Annotated in this window: 11 protein-coding genes and 1 pseudogene; 1 reads left to right on the plus strand and 11 read right to left on the minus strand. The window is 61.5% G+C overall.

What is annotated here, in order from left to right; all coding sequences use genetic code 11:
• Positions 1–7: 7 nt before the first annotated feature.
• The 10 genes and pseudogenes from PQT43_RS15310 to pilM form a co-directional block, all read right to left on the minus strand.
• Positions 8–1,426, minus strand: a complete 1,419-nt coding sequence (locus PQT43_RS15310) for an FAD-dependent oxidoreductase (RefSeq protein ID WP_272754234.1) — start codon at positions 1,424–1,426, stop codon at positions 8–10.
• A gap of 124 nt (positions 1,427–1,550) precedes the next feature.
• Entirely contained in the window at positions 1,551–5,999 is a 4,449-nt protein-coding gene (gene gltB / locus PQT43_RS15315) for a glutamate synthase large subunit (protein ID WP_102882080.1), read from the minus strand.
• Positions 6,000–6,347: 348 nt separating this feature from the next.
• Positions 6,348–7,919: an AAA family ATPase gene (locus PQT43_RS15320; protein ID WP_267269262.1), complete on the minus strand. Its 1,572-nt coding sequence runs from the start codon at positions 7,917–7,919 to the stop codon at positions 6,348–6,350.
• Between the two features lie 10 nt (positions 7,920–7,929).
• Positions 7,930–9,030: a 3-dehydroquinate synthase gene (gene aroB / locus PQT43_RS15325; protein WP_272754235.1), complete on the minus strand. Its 1,101-nt coding sequence runs from the start codon at positions 9,028–9,030 to the stop codon at positions 7,930–7,932.
• A 146-nt stretch (positions 9,031–9,176) separates the two neighbouring features.
• On the minus strand, positions 9,177–9,695 hold the full coding sequence (aroK, locus tag PQT43_RS15330; protein WP_011058824.1) for a shikimate kinase AroK: 519 nt from the start codon (positions 9,693–9,695) through the stop codon (positions 9,177–9,179).
• Between the two features lie 4 nt (positions 9,696–9,699).
• Positions 9,700–10,959: pseudogene (locus PQT43_RS15335) on the minus strand (type IV pilus secretin PilQ); the annotation flags it as partial.
• Positions 10,960–11,150: 191 nt separating this feature from the next.
• Positions 11,151–11,678 carry a pilus assembly protein PilP gene (locus tag PQT43_RS15340; RefSeq protein WP_102882083.1) on the minus strand — a complete coding sequence of 176 codons (528 nt, stop codon included), beginning with the start codon at positions 11,676–11,678 and terminating at the stop codon, positions 11,151–11,153.
• A complete protein-coding gene (locus PQT43_RS15345) occupies positions 11,675–12,298 on the minus strand; it encodes a type 4a pilus biogenesis protein PilO (protein ID WP_265074078.1) in 624 nt (207 codons plus the stop codon). Before PQT43_RS15345 ends, PQT43_RS15340 begins: the two co-directional genes overlap by 4 nt.
• The gene (locus tag PQT43_RS15350; protein WP_110595393.1) at positions 12,295–12,861 is read right to left on the minus strand and encodes a PilN domain-containing protein; all 567 of its coding nucleotides are present in this window, start codon (positions 12,859–12,861) and stop codon (positions 12,295–12,297) included. The genes PQT43_RS15345 and PQT43_RS15350 overlap by 4 nt, the downstream gene beginning before the upstream one ends.
• Positions 12,861–13,910, minus strand: coding sequence for a type IV pilus assembly protein PilM (pilM, locus tag PQT43_RS15355; RefSeq protein WP_272754236.1), 1,050 nt, complete (start codon positions 13,908–13,910; stop codon positions 12,861–12,863). Before pilM ends, PQT43_RS15350 begins: the two co-directional genes overlap by 1 nt.
• 217 nt (positions 13,911–14,127) lie before the next feature.
• Between pilM and PQT43_RS15360 the strand changes: the two genes are divergently transcribed.
• A complete protein-coding gene (locus PQT43_RS15360; protein ID WP_272754322.1) occupies positions 14,128–16,560 on the plus strand; it encodes a penicillin-binding protein 1A in 2,433 nt (810 codons plus the stop codon).
• 169 nt (positions 16,561–16,729) lie between these two features.
• Here PQT43_RS15360 and PQT43_RS15365 read toward each other — a convergent pair whose 3' ends face one another.
• Positions 16,730–17,998, minus strand: coding sequence for a malic enzyme-like NAD(P)-binding protein (locus PQT43_RS15365; RefSeq protein ID WP_102862798.1), 1,269 nt, complete (start codon positions 17,996–17,998; stop codon positions 16,730–16,732).
• Between the last annotated feature and the right edge of the window lie 61 nt (positions 17,999–18,059).

Genomic DNA, 18,059 nt, shown 5'->3' on the forward strand with positions numbered 1-18,059 from the left:
GGAGCGATCAGACGCCCAGGTAGTCGAGGATGCCTTCGGCGGCGTTACGCCCTTCGAAGATCGCCGTCACCACCAGGTCAGAACCGCGCACCATGTCGCCACCGGCAAAGATCTTCGGGTTGCTGGTCTGGTGCTTGAACGCGCCCTGCTCCGGCGCCACGACGCGGCCCTGGCTGTCGGTCTGGATGCTGAACTGCTCGAACCAAGGCGCCGGGCTCGGGCGGAAGCCGAAGGCGATGACCACGGCGTCGGCCGGGATGATCTCTTCGGAACCGGGGATCGGCTCGGGGCTGCGGCGGCCACGGGCGTCCGGCGCACCGAGACGGGTCTCGACCACCTTCACGCCTTCGACCTTGTCTTCACCGACGATGGCGATCGGCTGGCGGTTGTAGAGGAACTTCACGCCTTCTTCCTTGGCGTTCTTCACCTCTTTGCGCGAGCCGGGCATGTTGGCTTCGTCACGACGATAGGCGCAGGTCACCGACTTGGCGCCCTGGCGGATCGAGGTGCGGTTGCAGTCCATAGCGGTGTCGCCACCGCCCAGTACCACGACCTTCTTGCCTTTCATGTCGACGAAGTCTTCCGGCGACTTTTCAAAGCCCAGGTTGCGGTTGACGTTGGCGATCAGGAAATCCAGGGCGTCGTACACGCCCGGCAGGTCCTCACCGGCAAAGCCGCCCTTCATGTAGGTGTAGGTGCCCATGCCCATGAACACGGCATCGTATTCGGCGAGCAGTTGCTCCATGGTCACGTCCTTGCCCACCTCGGTGTTGAGGCGGAACTCGATGCCCATGCCGCTGAAGACTTCGCGACGATTGCTCAGCACGGTCTTTTCCAGCTTGAACTCGGGGATACCGAAGGTCAGCAGACCGCCGATTTCCGGGTTCTTGTCGAACACCACCGGGGTCACGCCGCCTCGCACCAGCACGTCGGCACAGCCCAGGCCCGCCGGGCCCGCACCGATGATCGCCACGCGCTTGCCAGTGGGCTTGACCTTGGACATGTCCGGGCGCCAGCCCATGGCGAAGGCGGTGTCGGTGATGTACTTCTCCACCGAGCCGATGGTCACCGCGCCAAAGCCGTCGTTGAGGGTGCAGGCACCCTCGCACAGCCGGTCCTGGGGGCAGACCCGGCCGCAGACTTCCGGCAGGGTGTTGGTCTGGTGCGACAGCTCGGCGGCAGCGAGGATGTTGCCCTCGGCCACCAGCTTGAGCCAGTTGGGAATGAAGTTGTGCACCGGGCACTTCCATTCGCAGTACGGGTTACCGCAACCCAGGCAGCGGTGGGCCTGGTCGGCCGACTGCTGGGGTTTGAAGGGTTCGTAGATCTCCACGAACTCTTTCTTGCGTTGACGCAACAGTTTCTTCTTCGGGTCTTTACGCCCGACCTCGATGAACTGGAAGTCGTTATTGAGACGTTCGGCCATGTTCAGGAACCTCTTTACGACAGCCTCAAGCGACGAGCTTCAAGCTGCAAGACAATCACATTAAGTCGGCACACCGCGCACGAGCTTCAAGCTTGCCGCTTGAGGCTCGTAGTCTGCAGCTGCGTTACTGCGGATTCGCACGAGTACTGGAGAGCAGGGACTTCAAGCTCGCCGCCTTGGGCTTGACCAGCCAGAAGCGACGCAAGTAGTCGTCGAGGTTCTCAGCGAGGTTACGACCCCATTCGCTGTCGGTTTCCTCGACATACTCGTTCAGCACACGCTGCAGGTGGCTGCGATAGGCTTCCATCGCTTCGCCGCTGATCCGCTGGATTTCCACCAGTTCGTGGTTGACCCGGTCAACGAAAGTGTTGTCCTGATCGAGCACGTAGGCGAATCCGCCGGTCATGCCTGAGCCGAAGTTGTAACCGGTCTTGCCCAGGACGCAGACAAAACCACCGGTCATGTACTCGCAGCAGTGATCGCCAGTGCCTTCCACCACCGTGTGGGCACCGGAGTTACGCACGGCAAAACGCTCGCCCGCGGTGCCGGCGGCGAACAGCTTGCCGCCGGTGGCACCGTACAGGCAGGTGTTGCCGATAATGGCGCTGTCCTGAGTCTTGTAGACGCTGCCCTTGGGCGGAACGATGACCAGCTTGCCGCCGGTCATGCCCTTGCCCACGTAGTCGTTGGCATCGCCTTCCAGGTAGAGGTTCAGGCCACCGGCGTTCCACACGCCGAAGCTCTGCCCCGCAGTGCCCTTGAAGCGGAACGTGATCGGTGCCTGGGCCATGCCCTGGTTGCCGTGCAGCTTGGCGATTTCACCGGAGATCCGCGCACCGATGGAACGGTCGCAGTTGCAGATATCCAGGGCGAAGTCGGCACCGCTCTTGTCGTTGATCGCCGAACGCGCCATCTCGACCATTTTCTCGGCCAGCAGGCCCTTGTCGAACGGTGGGTTGCGGTCCACCTGGCAGAACTGCGGTTTGTCCGCCGGGATATGGTCGCTGCCCAGCAACGGGGTCAGGTCCAGGTGGTGCTGCTTGGCGGTCTGGCCTTCGAGGATTTCCAACAGATCGGTACGACCGATCAGTTCTTCCAGGGAGCGCACGCCAAGCTTGGCCAGCCACTCGCGGGTTTCCTCGGCGACGTAGGTGAAGAAGTTCACCACCATGTCGACGGTGCCGATGTAGTGATCCTTGCGCAGCTTTTCGTTCTGCGTCGCCACGCCAGTGGCGCAGTTGTTCAGGTGGCAGATGCGCAGGTATTTGCAGCCCAGGGCGATCATCGGCGCGGTGCCGAAGCCGAAGCTCTCGGCGCCGAGGATGGCCGCCTTGATCACGTCGAGGCCGGTTTTCAGGCCGCCGTCGGTCTGCACCCGGACCTTGCCGCGCAGGTCGTTGCCGCGCAGGGTCTGGTGGGTTTCCGCCAGGCCCAGTTCCCACGGCGCACCGGCGTACTTGATCGAGGTCAGCGGCGAAGCACCGGTGCCACCGTCGTAGCCAGAGATGGTGATCAGGTCGGCATAGGCCTTGGCCACGCCAGCGGCGATGGTGCCGACGCCGGCTTCCGCCACCAGCTTCACCGAGACCAGGGCCTGAGGATTGACCTGCTTGAGGTCGAAGATCAGCTGCGACAAGTCTTCAATCGAGTAGATGTCGTGGTGCGGCGGTGGCGAGATCAGGGTCACGCCGGGGACCGCATAGCGCAGCTTAGCGATCAGGCCGTTGACCTTGCCGCCGGGCAGCTGGCCGCCTTCGCCGGGCTTGGCGCCTTGAGCCACCTTGATCTGCAGCACTTCGGCGTTGACCAGGTATTCCGGGGTCACACCGAAACGGCCAGTGGCCACTTGCTTGATCTTCGAGCTCTTGATGGTGCCGTAGCGCGCCGGGTCTTCGCCGCCTTCACCGGAGTTGGAACGCGCACCGAGGCGGTTCATGGCTTCGGCCAGGGCTTCGTGGGCCTCGGGCGACAGGGCGCCCAGGGAGATGCCGGCGGAGTCGAAGCGCTTGAGGATCGATTCCAGGGGCTCGACTTCGCTGATGTCCATCGGCGTGTCCAGGGTCTTCACCTGGAACAGGTCACGGATCATCGACACCGGGCGGTTATCCACCAGCGCGGTGTATTCCTTGAACTTGGCGTAGTCGCCCTGCTGCACGGCGGCTTGCAGGGTGTTGACCACGTCCGGGTTGTAGGCGTGGTATTCGCCACCGTGGACGAACTTCAGCAGGCCGCCTTGCTGGATCGGCTTGCGCGGGCTCCAGGCTTCGGTCGCCAGGGCTTTCTGCTCGGCTTCGATGTCGACGAAACGTGCGCCCTTGATCCGGCTCGGCACGCCACGGAAGCTCAGGTTGCAAACTTCCTCGGACAGGCCGATGGCTTCGAACAGCTGCGCGCCACGGTAAGAGGCGATGGTGGAGATGCCCATCTTCGACAGGATCTTCAACAGGCCCTTGGTGATGCCCTTGCGGTAGTTCTTGAACACCTCGTAGAGGTCGCCCAGCACTTCACCGGTACGGATCAGGTCACCCAGCACTTCATAGGCCAGGAACGGATAGACCGCCGAAGCACCAAAACCGATCAGCACCGCAAAGTGATGCGGGTCGCGGGCAGTGGCGGTTTCCACCAGGATGTTGGAGTCGCAACGCAGGCCTTTTTCGGTCAGGCGGTGGTGCACCGCGCCCGTGGCCAGGGAGGCGTGGATCGGCAACTTGCCCGGCGCGATATGACGGTCGCTGAGAACGATCTGGGTGCGGCCGGCGCGCGCGGCTTCTTCCGCCTGGTCGGCGACATTGCGGATCGCCGCTTCCAGGCCGACGCTCTCGTCGTAGTTGAGGTCGATGACCTGGCGCTCGAAGCCCGGGCGATCGAGGTTCATCAGCGAACGCCACTTGGCCGGGGAGATCACTGGCGAGCTGAGGATCACCCGCGAAGCATGCTCAGGCGACTCCTGGAAGATGTTGCGCTCGGCGCCGAGGCAGATCTCCAGGGACATGACGATGGCTTCGCGCAGCGGGTCGATCGGCGGGTTGGTGACCTGAGCGAACTGCTGGCGGAAGTAGTCGTAAGGGGTACGCACGCGCTGGGACAGCACCGCCATCGGCGTGTCATCGCCCATGGAGCCCACCGCCTCGTAGCCCTGTTCGCCCAGCGGACGCAGCACCTGGTCACGCTCTTCGAAGGTGACCTGGTACATCTTCATGTACTGCTTGAGCTGGTCGACATCGTAGAAGGCCGAACCGTGGTCGTTGTCTTCCATGGTGGCCTGGATGCGCAGAGCGTTCTTGCGCAGCCATTGCTTGTACGGATGACGGGACTTCAAACGGTTGTCGATGGCGTCAGTGTCGAGGATCTGCCCGGTTTCGGTGTCCACGGCAAAGATCTGCCCTGGCCCCACACGGCCCTTGGCGATCACGTCCTCGGGCTGGTAGTTCCACACGCCGATTTCCGAAGCCAGGGTGATGAAGCCGTTCTTGGTGGTGACCCAACGCGCCGGGCGCAGGCCATTGCGGTCCAGCAGGCAGACGGCGTAGCGACCGTCGGTCATGACCACGCCGGCCGGGCCGTCCCACGGCTCCATGTGCATGGAGTTGTATTCGTAGAACGCGCGCAGGTCGGCGTCCATGGTCTCGACGTTCTGCCACGCTGGCGGAATGATCATGCGCACGCCGCGGAACAGGTCGATGCCGCCGGTGACCATCAACTCCAGCATGTTGTCCATGCTCGAGGAGTCGGAACCCACGCGGTTGACCAGCGGGCCGAGCTCTTCCAGGTCAGGGATCAGGTCGTTGGCGAACTTGGTGCGCCGGGCCACGGCCCAGTTGCGGTTGCCGGTGATGGTGTTGATCTCGCCGTTGTGGGCGAGGAAGCGGAATGGCTGGGCCAGCGGCCATTTCGGCAGGGTGTTGGTGGAGAAACGCTGGTGGAACACGCAGATCGCGGTTTGCAGGCGCGGATCGCCCAGGTCCGGATAGAAGGCGGCGAGGTCCGCCGGCATCATCAGGCCCTTATAAATGATGGTCTTGTGGGAAAAGCTGCAGATGTAGTGATCGGTGTCGGCGGCGTTGGCCACCGAGGAGCGACGACGGGAACTGAACAGCTTGATGGCGAAGTCCTGGTCGCTCAGACCCTGGCCGCCGATGAACACTTGTTCGATCTGTGGCAGGCGCTCCAGGGCCAGACGCCCGAGCACACTGGTATCGATCGGTACTTTGCGCCAGCCCACCAGCTGCAGGCCGGCGGCCAGGATCTCGCGGTTCATGTTTTCGCGAGCGGCTTCGGCTTTCACCGGGTCCTGGTTGAAGAACACCATGCCCACTGCATATTGCTTGGGCAGTTCGACGCCGAAATGCTCCGTGGCGACGGCGCGCAGGAACAGGTCGGGCTTTTGCATCAGCAGACCGCAACCGTCGCCGGTCTTGCCGTCCGCGTTGATCCCACCGCGGTGGGTCATGCAGGTCAGGGCCTCAATGGCCGTTTTCAACAGGGTATGACTGGGTTCGCCCTGCATATGGGCTATCAGGCCGAAACCACAGTTATCCTTAAACTCATCTGGTTGGTACAGACCTGCTTTCATAGACACTTTCTCACCAGGCTGCCTCTTATCGAGACAAATTTCTTTTCAATTCAACCACTTACCGTCCACGCCGAACGTACGCCAGCTTTGCGGGGGCAAAAGGGAGGTCATTGTACACACCGACACAAAGCCCCACAAATTTGACGACGATCTGTCGCAAATTCATGTCGCATTTATGAACGTTTTAAAGCGATATGCTGTGCTAGTCAAAAAGTTTTGCTTTTGACTGCCGCGACTCAAAAACTACTGTGACGCAGACACCACAAGGCACGCGGCCTGTAAGGCAGCATGCCGATGCGGAAATTTGAGGTTGCCGGGAGAGGCGGCCTGGGTAAGGCCGCCGAATCTTCAGCGAGTTGTTGCCAGTTCTTGTTGAACGCTAGCGACAGTGCGAGGCCAAGGTTTACCAGCCTGAACCTTCGCTGGCAAGGATTTGATGGCGCTGACCGCTGCATCGCGGCTTGCGAAGTTGCCGTAGGTGATCACATACAGCGGCTTGCCGTTGAGGACTTTCTTGAAGTAGCGGTATTCGCCGCCCTGTTCCTTAACAAAATTCTGCGCGGCGGCTTCCGAGCTGGTGCCGAGAATCTGCACCACATAGTTGCCTGGCGCTTGTCCGGCGTACCAACTGCCACCGGCAGCCTTGGCTACAGTGACCGGCTTTTCCGCCGGCTTGGCGGCCGGAGCAGGCTTGGCAGCAACCGGTTTCTCTACCGGCTTGGGCGCAGGGGTCGGCTTGGCGGTGGCGACCTGGGTCGGGGCCGGAGTCGGAGTCGGTGCAGGACTGGCCACTGCACCAGCAGGTGGCGCGGTGGTGGTTACGGTTGGCGGAACGGCGCTGGAGCCTTCCACAGGAACCCCATCGTCGCCCTCGGTGATACCGCCTGCGGCTTCAGCCAGAGGACCGCGCATGACCGGTTGCGACTGGCCGACCAACGGCAGCGGCATCGGCTGAGACGAGCCGGCAAATTCCACCGATGGACTGCCATTGGCATTCGGTGTCGGTGTCTGCCCGAGGGGCAGTTGCGCTTGCTCGCTGGCCGGAGCCCCGGTGGTTGGCGCCTTACTGCGACCCGGCATCAACCAGGCTGCAGCCAGGGCCACAACCACTACAGCGGAAATGGCCAATACGTGTTTCTTCGGCATGTTGAACCCCATACTTGGACGCTTGACCGCGGAGCGGCTGGCGATCATGGCTTCGATCATTGCATCCCTGGCGACCTGGTTGATGTTGCCCGGCCAGCCATCGGAGCTTTCGTGAATATCACTGATCTGATCTGCGGAGAAAAGTTCGATGCCCTGACCCGCGCCTTCGAGGCGCTGAGCCAGATATTCACGGGTTTCCTCTTCGGTGTATGGCTGCAATTCGATGACGTGGAAGCGCTCTTCCTCGGCGCTCAACTGATCCAGGGACGCGATCAGCGACGACTCGCCGAACAGGAATACATGAGGGCGACCTTCCGGAGCGCCCGCCGCCAGGGCCAGCAGGGCCTCAAGTGCAGACTCGTCAAGCTGCTCGGCATCATCCACCAGCAGGTAGACTTCCTGACCGGTCAGGGCCAGTTGCACCACTTGGGCGAGGATTGCGCCGATCTCGGCCTGGGCCACGTTCAAGGCCTGGGCTACCTGGTGCAACACTCCGGCAGCATCGCTGGCGCCACGGGCGGAAACCACCACGCTTTGCACCGATTGCTTGTTGGTACTGGCGACCAGAGCCTGACGCAACAGCGTCTTGCCACTGCCCTGAGGGCCGGTAACCACCAGCAGCAGCTGACTGTAACGTGCCAGGTGATGCAACTGCCCCAGCACAGGCTTGCGTTGGGCAGGAAAGAATTTGAAGCCAGGGACCCGGGGAGCGAAAGGATCATGGCTCAACTGGTAATGGCCGAGGAAAGCCTCGTCGGCGTGCAAACTAGTCATCGGGATCTTATTAACCTTTAAGCTGAGCCAGGGCGCGGTAATCCGCTCCCAGCGTGGCCTGTAAAATCTCTTTCGGATAATCGTCGGTCACTACGGCTTCGCCCATGCGGCGCAACAGCACCAGACGCAAACGACCGTCGATCACTTTCTTGTCAATTGCCATATGTTCGAGGAAGTCCGCTTCGGTCATCTCTTCAGGCGGGATGACCGGCAAGCCCGCGCGCTGGAACAGGCGAATACCGCGGTCACGCTCCTGGCTGGTGATCCAGCCCAGGCGCGCGGACATTTCCAAGGCCATTACGGTGCCAGCAGCCACCGCCTCACCATGCAGCCAGACACCGTAGCCCATATGAGTCTCGATCGCATGGCCGAAGGTATGGCCCAGGTTGAGGGTGGCACGCACCCCCGATTCACGCTCGTCGGCACCGACCACCGCAGCCTTGGCCGCGCAAGAGCGTTCGATGGCATAGGTCAGCGCCTGCTGGTCCAGGGACCGCAGGCGATCGACATTCTCTTCCAGCCAGGTCAGGAACGGCTCGTCGCAGATCAGGCCGTACTTGATCACTTCCGCCAGGCCCGCCGACAGTTCACGGCTCGGCAGGGTATTGAGGCTGGTGGTATCGATCAGCACCACGTTCGGCTGATAGAAAGCGCCAACCATGTTCTTGCCCAGGGGGTGGTTGATGCCCGTCTTGCCCCCCACCGAGGAGTCCACCTGGGACAACAGGGTGGTAGGAATCTGGATAAAGTCCACGCCGCGCTGATAGCAGGCGGCGGCGAAGCCGGCCATGTCGCCGATCACTCCGCCACCGAGGGCAATGATGGTGGTCCGACGGTCGTGGCGCGCAGTGAGCAGGCCGTCGAAGATCAGTTGCAGGGTTTCCCAGTTCTTGTAGGCCTCGCCATCGGGCAGGACCACCGAAATCACCGAAAACTGCGCCAGACTGCGGGTCAAACGCTCAAGGTACAGCGGCGCAACGGTCGCATTGGAAATGATCGCCACTTGCCGCCCGGCGATATGGGGCACCAGCAGCTCGGGCCGGTCCAACAGTCCTTCACCAATGTGAATCGGGTAGCTGCGCTCGCCTAGATCGACCTTAAGTGTCTGCATGTGTCCCCACAGTGAAGATGGAAGCAGGCGTTGTGCCTTGTATTGACGATGGGCCTCGTCTGGTCTTCTGACGCTGCCCGATAGCTCTGCGCCACACCTTGGCGGTCATGGCGCGACGCCGAGAATAGCGCATTTCGCTCGACGCATTAACGGGGTGGCAGCTGCTGCAGGCGCTCGAGTATGTCCAGCACCACCATTCGTGGCGGCCGCTCATCGGTTTCCACCACCAGGTCGGCGATTTCCCGATAAAGCGGATCACGGATTTCCAACAGGTCGCGCAGGGTCTTGGCCGGATCGGCGGTGCGCAGCAAGGGACGATTGCGGTCCCGGGCGGTGCGCCCTACCTGCTGTTCCACCGAAGCGTGCAGATAGACCACGCGTCCACCAGCATGCAGCGCCCGACGATTGGCTTCGCGCATCACCGCGCCACCGCCGGTAGCCAGGACCACGCCGTCGGTGCCACAGAGCTCGGCGATCATTGCCTGCTCACGATCGCGAAAGCCCGGCTCGCCTTCTTTATCGAAGATCCACGGAATATTCGCGCCTGTACGCAGTTCAATTTCCTTATCGGAATCTTTGAATGGCAGGCGCAGCTCTTTGGCCAGTAAGCGGCCTATGGTGCTTTTTCCAGCCCCCATCGGCCCAACAAGAATCAAATTTCGCACAGAATCAACGACTCACAGCAATCGCCTGGTTGTTCATGATACGCGGAGTGAGAAATACCAGCAGCTCGGATTTTTTCTCCGACACCACGTCACGCCGGAAAAGGCGGCCAAGATACGGCACATCGCCAAGAAATGGCACTTTATCTACAACCTTGCTTTGGGTATTGGAGAAAACCCCACCGATGACGATGGTCTCGCCATCAGTGACCAGGACCTTGGCATTGACCTCGTTCTTCTTGATCGGCGGCACATCCTGAACCTTGTTCAGGTAGTCCGGCTCATCCTTGGTGACCTTGACGTCCATGATGATGCGATTGTCCGGGGTGATCTGCGGCGTCACCTCAAGAGACAACGAGGCTTCCTTGAACGACACCGAAGTGGCGCCACTGGAACTGGCTTCCTGGTAGGGAATTTCGGTGCCCTTGAGAATCCTCGCGGTTTCCTTGTCGGAGGTGACCACCTTGGGCTGGGACACGATTTCACCGTTGCCGGTCTTCTCCATGGCGGTCAGCTCCAGGTCCAGCAGCACGCTGTCAGTGATGTAGGCAATGCCGATGCCCGAGGTGTTGGCCGTGACACCCAGATCGACGAAGGGCGAATTGCTGCCACTGCTGCCCGGGGTGCCGATGGTCGAAGAGCCTTTGGCGCCGCCCTGCACCCCGGAAGCATTCCAGTTGCCCCTGTTTTGCACCGAGCCGCCCCAGCGCACGCCCAAGCTCTTGTCGTAGTCGATGTTGGCCTCGACGATTCGCGCCTCGATCATCACCTGACGCACCGGGACGTCCAGCTGAATGACCATGCGCCGCAGCTCATCGAGGCGCTCCTGGGTCTGGTAGGCAATGATGTTGTTGGTGCGCTCATCCACGGTGATGGAGCCACGTTCGCCAGCCTTCTCCTCGGTACCGGTCACGGACTGGAACAGCCTGGCGATATCCGCAGCCCTGGCGTAATTGACCTGCAGCAGATCCCGGCGCAAGGGCGCCAGGTTTTCCAACTGCTTCTGCAACTCCAGCTCCTGGCGCTCGCGGGCCGCGATCTCATCCGCCGGAGCCACCAGCAAAACGTTACCGACCTTGCGCTTATCCAGCCCCTTGGTCTTGAGTACCAGATCCAGAGCCTGGTCCCAGGGCACGCTCTGCAAGCGCAAGGTGATATTGCCTTGCACGGTGTCACTGGCCACCAGATTGAGCCCGGTGAAATCGGCGATCAGTTGCAGCACCGCGCGCACCTCGATGTCCTGGAAATTCAGCGAAAGCTTTTCACCGGGCAGACGCGTTGCGCCCTCACCTGAAACGCCAATATTTTCCGGCTCAAGCGGGGGGCTGCTGGCAAATCGATTGTGCTCTTCAGAGGCGAAGGCCCTGAGCGCGGTGGCGCCAACCAGCGATGCCAGCAGCACTATCCATAGCGCCACACCGAAGGCTGAAACAGTCCTGTTCATTTTGCAGATTCCACTTAAGAGTGTTTTTTCAGAGACAGTGTTCGCGGCCGCTCCTGCCAGGCTCCCGCTCCATCGGCGACAATTTCCACCACGTCCACCCGGGACTCGCTGATGGCCACGATCCGGCCCTCGTTTCGCCCCAGGTAATCACCGACCTGCAAGGGAAAGACACCGCCTGCGCTGCGCAACAGCGCAAAGCGGCCGGAGGCACGGGACAGAGTCCCGACCATTTGCAACTGCTCAATATCGAAGCCCTCAAGATGTTGCCGGACCCGCCGCGAATTGGGCCGGACAGCACTAGCGCCCTGTCGAGCAGTGATCTGCTCGACTCTTTGGGGTGGCTGAAATGGGCTGCGCAGCGCGCTGGCGCCATAAGTGACCGAGGGGTAGGAGCGCATGACCGGAGGCGGATCAATCGCCCCCGGTGATTGCAGGTGCACCTCACTCATGTAGGCATCCAGGTCGGCAAAGTCAGCGCCACCTTCACATCCCAGCAGTGCCACACAGAAACAACCGAATACCCAGCAACGCGAACCGATCATGAGTGAGGCTCCCGACTGTCATACCTGTAGGTCCGCGCCTCGATGCTCATGCGCAGTTGTGTGGAATTGCCCCTGTCCACGGGCTTGATCTGAAAATCATGCAAGGTGACGACTCTCGGCAGACCAGCGACGCCACTGACGAAAGTCGCCAGGTCGTGATAGGCACCAGTGACCGCGATCTGAATTGGCAGCTCGACATAAAACTCCCGGACCACCTCCGGTTGCAGCTTGATCTCCTCGAACGCCAGGCTGCTGTCCTGCCCCATGCGACTGATGTCTTCCAGCAGTCCTGGGACCTCGGTCTCGCTGGGCAACTGGCGCACCACCAGAGAGAAGCTGTCCTGCAGGGCCCCAAGCTGCTCACGGTAGCGCTCAAGATTGGCGACCTTTCCAGCTTTGTCAGCGAACTGCAGCTTGAATCGATGCTCCTCCCGGCGCAGTTGCCCCAGCGTCTCCAGATGCGGACTCAGGTAAAAGCTATAGCCCGCCACCTGGGGCAGTAGCAGAAGCAAGACCGCCAGCAGCGCCTTGATCGGCCCAGGCCAGCAACCGAGGTTGCTCAATTCCAGCTCCCGTAGATCGGTACTACGCAACTGCGCCAACCAATGTCCCAGGCTCATCGCGGGGCCTCCTGCGGCAGCAAGGGCATCCACCCAACGTTGAGCCGAAACAGATTGCCCAACCCCTGATCCGCCGCCACAACATGCTTCACCTCGGTCAGACTGGGTGCGGCAAACCCCTCGGCGGACTGCAGATTGCGCATCAACTCGGACACCCGCTGATTGGACTCCGCGGCCCCACTAATGCTCAGGCTCTGCCCCAGCAGACCCACCTCGGTAAAGTACAAGCCAGCGGGCAGGCTGCGGGCCAATTGCTGGAAAATCCGCACACTGGCCGAGCGACTGCCTTGCAGGTCCTCAATGATCCCCATGCGCTCCACCAGTTGCTGACGCTGGACCTTGAGTTGGTGAATGGTGGCAATTTGGTTATCCAGGCCAGCCGTCGCCTGCCTGAGATATTGGTTGCGAGCCTGTTGCCGACCGATCAGCCGGTCGATGCAGGCATCGGCCAGGAGCACAAGCCCTACGCCCAGCACCAGCATTGCCGCCAATGCCTGGAGGAAACGTCGGCGGCGCAACGCTCGTGCGGCCTCGCGCCAGGGAAGAAGGTTGATGCCGGCCATCAATCAAACCCTCGCAGGGCCAGACCGCAGGCACGCAGCAGGCACGGCGCCTGTTCAGCAAGCGCTCGGGCATCCACATGGGGAGCAATGGACATGCTGACGAACGGATCGGCGATGACTGTGACGATTCCCACTTGTTTTGCTAGCCGACCATCAAGACCGGTCAAGCGGCTGCCGTCACCGGCCAGCAGCAACCGCTCAACAGGCTGTTGTTGCGGCGATTCGGCAAACAGTTGCAAGGAACGATGCGCCTGCTGCAACAACGCTTGCTCGAACGGCCGCAGCGTGTCCTCGGCACAACCTTGGGGCAAACAGCCCTGGCGCTCGGCCAGCAACGCCTGATCCAGGGTCAGCGCGTAGCGGTGCTCCAACGCCTGGGTCAGCTGTCGACTGCCAAACAACTGCTCCCGGCTATAGATGATTCGCTGGCCGTGCATCACGCAGAACGTGGTCATATCCGCACCTATGTCCAGTAGCGCCACGGCCAAGGGCGATGCAGACGGCAACGACTCTGTCAGCATTGCCAGACAACGCTGCAGGGCCAGGGGCATGGTATCCACCACCCTTGGCGTCAGGCCTGCCAGGGTCATTGGCGCTTCCAGGGCTTCGACATCCTCGTTGCGACAGGCCACCAGCAGCACCTGAACCCGCTGGGGATCACCGGGCACGGCGCCCTGGACCTCGAAATCAATGGCCACGTCCTCCAGGGGATACGGAATGTACTGGGCCGCCTCCAGCTGGATCTGATGTTCCAGCTCATCGTCGCCGAGCCCGGCCGGCATCTCGATCAGCTTGCTGATCACTGCCTCGCCCGACACCGCCACAGCCACATCCCGGCGACGGCTGCCGCTCTTGAGCCAGGCCCGGGACAACACCCTGGCCAGCGCCTCGGGATCGGCCCCGAACGGGTCCGAAGCCAGGTCTTCCCTGGCATAGGCCTCGACTCGATAGCTGCGCCGCTGGTGACTCAGAGCCAGAAGCGTGACCGATGTCGCACTGATGTCGATCCCCAGCAGGGAACCCGACTTTTTGCTGAAGAGTCCAAGCACGATCATTTCCCTATGACTATCCGTAACTTACGAACTTCCTGAGTTCAATTGCACTCGTTCGCCACGTCTTGACAGACGGGCAAATGACGCTCTCGGCGGAAAATGCTTATAATGCGCAGCGTTTTTTTCCGCTTTCCTGCTGCGTAGGTCGGTCCCTGAATACCTTGAATGCCCTGACGCCTAATTCATTCCTTTCTCTGGAAATCCAAAAGCCTTGATTCGTCTGCTGAAGTTTTTCGGGTGGTCCATCGTCGCTGTGTTCTGCGGGCTGCTTCTCGCCCTCTCCGGTGCGTTTCTCTATCTTAGTCCCGGCCTTCCCTCGGTTGAGGCCTTGAGAAGTATCCAGTTGCAGATTCCTCTGCGGGTGTACAGCAGCGACGGCAAGTTGATCGCAGAATTTGGCGAAATGCGCCGTACCCCTATACGTTTCGCCGAAATTCCCCCCAACTTCATCAATGCGTTACTAAGTGCTGAAGACGACAACTTCGCTAACCATTACGGAGTTGACCCCAGCAGCCTGATGCGCGCTGCGACCCAATTGGTCAAAAGCGGACACATCCAGTCCGGCGGCAGCACCATCACCATGCAGGTGGCAAAAAACTTCTTCCTCAGCAGCGAGCGCAGCTTCTCGCGCAAGACCACCGAAATCCTCCTGGCCCTGCAGATCGAGCGGCAGTTGACCAAGGACGAGATCCTCGAGCTGTACGTCAACAAGATCTATCTGGGCAACCGCGCCTATGGCATCGAGGCTGCGGCCCAGGTGTATTACGGCAAGTCCATTCGCGACGTGAGCCTGGCGCAGATGGCGATGATCGCCGGCCTGCCCAAGGCCCCATCGCGCTTCAACCCCCTGGCCAACCCGGCGCGCAGCAAGGAGCGTCGTGACTGGATCCTGGGGCGCATGTACAAGCTCGGCAAGATCACCGAAGCGGCCTACACCGAAGCCATCAACGAGCCGCTGAACGCCAGCTATCACGTGCCGACACCGGAAGTGAGCGCGCCGTACATCGCCGAGATGGCCCGTGCCGAAATGGTTGGCCGCTATGGCAGCGACGCTTATACCGAAGGTTTCCGAGTCACCACCACGGTGCCCAGCGATCTGCAGGAAATGGCCAACACCGCGGTCCATGAAGGCTTGATGACCTACGACCAGCGCCACGGCTATCGTGGACCTGAGTCCCGCCTGCCAGGCAAGACTCAGGCGGCCTGGGCCACCGAACTGACCAAGCAACGGACCATCAGCGGCCTGGAACCGGCGATCGTCACCCAGATCGAGAAGAACGGCGTACAAGTGCTGACTCGCAACGGCGAGGAGCACGTGGCCTGGGACACCATGAAATGGGCCCGGCCGTTCCTCAACACCAACAGCATGGGCGCCGTCCCTCGCCAGCCGGCGGACGTGGCTCAGGTCGGCGACCTGATTCGCGTACAGCGTCAGGCGGACAATTCGCTGAAGTTCAGCCAGATTCCGGTCGCCCAAGGCGCCTTGGTGACCCTGGACCCGAAAAACGGCGCGATCCGTGCGCTGGTGGGGGGCTTTGCCTTCGAGCAGAGCAACTACAACCGTGCAATGCAGGCCAAGCGCCAACCCGGCTCGAGCTTCAAGCCTTTCGTCTATAGCGCAGCCCTGGACAATGGCTACACCGCGGCCAGCCTGGTCAATGACGCCCCGATCGTGTTTGTCGATGAGTACCTGGACAAGGTCTGGCGTCCGAAGAACGACACCAACACCTTCCTCGGCCCGATCCGCATGCGTGAAGCGTTGTACAAGTCGCGCAACCTGGTATCGATCCGCCTGCTACAGAGCATGGGTGTGGACCACACCATCGACTACATCAGCAAGTTCGGCTTCAACAAGCAGGACCTGCCGCGCAACCTGTCCCTGGCACTGGGCACCGCGACCCTGACGCCCATGGAGATCGCCACTGGCTGGAGCACCTTTGCCAACGGCGGCTACAAGATCACCCCATACATCATCGACAAGATCGAAAGCCGCAACGGCGAGATGCTGTTCAGCGCCAACCCGCCCAGCGTCCCCACCGGGGATACCACCAGCAGCGGCATTGCGGCGCCGGAACACAGCTTCACGGTCAATACCGTGGCGGGCGAAAATCCGATCCAGGCCCCCGTGCAGACCCCCGCGGTCGCCGAGCGGATCATCGACGGGCGCACCGCCTACATCCTCAACAGCATGCTCCAGGACGTGATCAAGCTGGGCACCGGACGCCGGGCCCTGTCCCTGGGCCGTACGGACCTGGCCGGCAAGACCGGTACTACCAACGAATCCAAGGACGCTTGGTTCTCCGGCTACAACGCTGACTACGTGACCACCGTGTGGACCGGCTTTGACCAGCCGGAAAGCCTGGGACGCCGTGAGTACGGCGGCACTGTGGCTCTGCCGATCTGGATTAACTTCATGGGCGCCGCCCTCAAGGACAAGCCGGCGCACACCCAGGCGGAGCCGGAAGGCATCCTCAGCCTGCGGGTCGACCCGGTCAGCGGCCGCGCGGCCACCCCAGGCACACCGAATGCCTATTTCGAGCTGTTCAAAAGCGAAGACACTCCGCCCTCAGTCAACGAGCTGGGCAATGGGGTCGCTCCGGGCAGCCCGTTGCCGGCGGACGAGGCGGCACCGATCGATCTGTTCTAGGTCTGCTGGGGCCGACTGGCCAGCGCAGGTCGATGGATGTCTTACCTGGTTTATCGGCCTCTTCGCGGGCGAGCCCGCTCCTAAGACAAGGCCATGACAGGGTGCAAAGCGCCCACAAAAAAGCCCCGGCTCGCGAGAGCCGGGGCTTTTTGCATGACGCTACAACAGCTTAGCCGTTGAACACATCATCCACGCTTTTGAGCGGGTAGTTCTTCGGATACGGCAGGGTCGCAACGCCGGTCTCGATGGCAGCCTTGGCCACGGCATCGGAGATCACGGTGATCAGGCGGGCATCCATTGGCTTCGGAATGATGTACTCACGACCGAATTCCAGCTTGATGCCGCCGTAGGCGTCGCACACTTCCTGAGGCACTGGCAGCTTGGCCAGTTCACGCAGGGCATTGGCTGCAGCGATCTTCATTTCTTCGTTGATGCGCTTGGCGCGAACGTCCAGGGCACCACGGAAGATGAACGGGAAGCCCAGAACGTTGTTCACCTGGTTCGGGTAGTCCGAACGGCCAGTGGCCATGATCACGTCATCACGGGTGGCGTGAGCCAGCTCTGGAGCGATTTCCGGATCAGGGTTCGAGCAGGCGAACACGATCGGGTTCGGCGCCATGGACTTCAGGCCTTCAGCGCTCAGCAGGTTCGGACCGGACAGACCCACGAACACGTCGGCGCCTTGCAGGGCATCGGCCAGGGTGCGCTTGTCGGTAGCGTGGGCAAACACGGCCTTGTACTGATTCAGGTCGTCACGGCCGGAGTGGATCACACCGGTACGGTCAACCATGAAGATGTTCTCGATCTGCGCACCCATGCTCACCAGCAGTTTCATGCAGGAGATGGCGGCAGCACCGGCACCCAGGCAGACGATCTTGGCGTCGGACAGGGTTTTGCCAGCGATTTCCAGGGCGTTGATCATGCCGGCTGCGGTCACGATCGCGGTGCCGTGCTGGTCATCGTGGAAGACCGGAATGTCGCACTGCTCGATCAGAGCGCGCTCGATCTCAAAGCACTCTGGGGCCTTGATGTCTTCCAGGTTGATGCCACCGAAGGTGATGGAGATGCGCTTGACGGTGTCGATGAAGGCTTGCGGGCTTTCGGAGTCGACTTCGATGTCGAATACATCGATGCCGGCGAAACGCTTGAACAGTACGCCCTTGCCTTCCATCACAGGCTTGGAGGCCAGTGGGCCGAGGTTACCCAGGCCGAGAATCGCGGTGCCATCGGAAATGACGGCAACCAGGTTGCCTTTGCCGGTGTACTTGTAGGCCAGTTCCGGATCGCGAGCGATTTCGCGTACCGGTTCGGCTACGCCGGGGCTGTAGGCCAGCGCCAGATCACGAGCGGTAGCAGTGGCCTTGGTGAGCTCGACACTCAGCTTTCCTGGACGAGGATTGGCATGATATTCGAGAGCGGCAGTTTTCAAATCAGACATGTGGGCATTCCGCTTTTTACTGTTGGACAGACGGACCGCCGAGGATACGCGTGTCGCATAG

This window comes from Pseudomonas sp. BLCC-B112 (genome assembly GCF_028550695.1).
Taxonomy (GTDB): Bacteria; Pseudomonadota; Gammaproteobacteria; order Pseudomonadales; family Pseudomonadaceae; genus Aquipseudomonas; species Aquipseudomonas danubii.